The organism is Streptomyces sp. NPDC111520 (genome assembly GCF_055635295.1).
The window spans coordinates 1-1,080 of the sequence record NZ_JBVKBW010000053.1; the positions used below are offsets into that span (position 1 = coordinate 1).

The 1,080-nt window shown below is 66.9% G+C and carries 1 protein-coding gene; it reads left to right on the top strand.

What is annotated here, in order from left to right; translation table 11 throughout:
* Nucleotides 1-101: 101 nt before the first annotated feature.
* A partial coding sequence (locus ACZ7MY_RS43050) for an IS481 family transposase (protein ID WP_499611863.1) occupies nucleotides 102-1,080 on the top strand: 979 nt, incomplete at its 3' end.

The window sequence follows — 1,080 nt, forward strand, 5'->3', positions numbered from 1 at the left end:
TGTATTGATCACGAGCGTTGTTGACACCTGCGGGGGCTTGATCAAGGCGAAGACCTCCGGTGTGGTGGAGCTGTCTAGGACTGCACCACACGGAGGTCTTCGTGTCCCACCGTAATGCCCGCCTGACCGTGCACGGCAGGCGGCTGCTGGTCGAGCGGGTCTGCTCGGGCCGACCGGTCGCTCATGTCGCGGCTGAGATGGGCATATCACGCGCCACGGCTCACAAGTGGGTCCGACGCTGGCGGGCCGAGGGCGACGCCGGCCTGCACGACCGTCCGAGCAGGCCTCACACCGTCCCCCACCGCACACCGGCCGCCATGGAAGCCCGGGTCTGTCACCTGCGGACCACTCGCAAGCTCGGTCCGGCACGGATCGGGCCGATTCTCGGGATACCGGCCTCGACAGTGCACCGGATCCTGACCCGGCACGGCATGCACCGGCTGACCTGGATGGACCGACCCACCGGCCGGGTCATCCGCCGTTATGAACGGGCCCGGCCAGGCGAGCTGGTCCATGTCGACATCAAGAAGCTCGGCAACATCCCCGACGGCGGCGGCTGGCGCACCATGGGCAGGGCCGCGGGAGACCGGAACCGGCAAGCCACCACCACCCAGCGACAGAACTGCAAGCCGGTGATCGGCTACAGCTACATCCACACCGCGGTCGACGACCACTCCCGCCTGGCCTACAGCGAGGTCCTGCCCAACGAGCGCAAGGACACCGCCACCGCCTTCTGGCACCGGGCACAAGCCTTCTTCACCGCCCACGGGATCACCATCGAACGCGTCCTGACCGACAACGGCTCCTGCTACAAATCCAACGCCTGGCGAGACACCCTCGCCGCGGCCGGCATCATCCACAAACGCACCCGGCCCTACCGGCCACAGACCAACGGCAAGGTCGAACGCTTCAACCGCACCCTGCTCGACGAATGGGCCTACCTGCAGCCCTACACCTCAAACGCAGAGCGCACCGAAGCCCTGGCAGACTTCCTCCACACCTACAACCACCACCGCTGCCACACCGCACTCGGAGGCAAGCCCCCGATCAGCCGCGTCAACAACGCTGCGGGTCAATACA